Raw genomic sequence first — 248 nt, 5'->3', positions numbered from 1 at the left:
CGTCGAACCCAACCCCAATTTCCGCCTGCCCGCCAACGGCGACACCCCCGTCATCATGATAGGCGCAGGCACAGGCATCGCCCCCTTCCGCGCCTTCATGCAGCAACGCGCCGCCAACGGCGACAACGGCAAAAACTGGCTCATCTTCGGCAATCAACGCCTCGCCGACGACTTCCTCTACCAGCTTGAATGGAGCGATTACCGCAAAGACGGCATCCTCACACGCGCCGACTTAGCATGGAGCAGAC

General features: G+C 61.7%; 1 pseudogene. It reads left to right on the top strand.

The window, feature by feature from the left end:
* A pseudogene (gene cysJ, locus ACTHS3_RS18360) lies at positions 1–248 on the top strand (NADPH-dependent assimilatory sulfite reductase flavoprotein subunit); the annotation flags it as partial.

The sequence above is a fragment of the Neisseria sp. P0009.S007 genome (genome assembly GCF_051962515.1).
The sequence above is the reverse complement of the archived record's forward strand: the minus strand, read 5'-3'. Positions and strand labels throughout refer to the sequence as shown.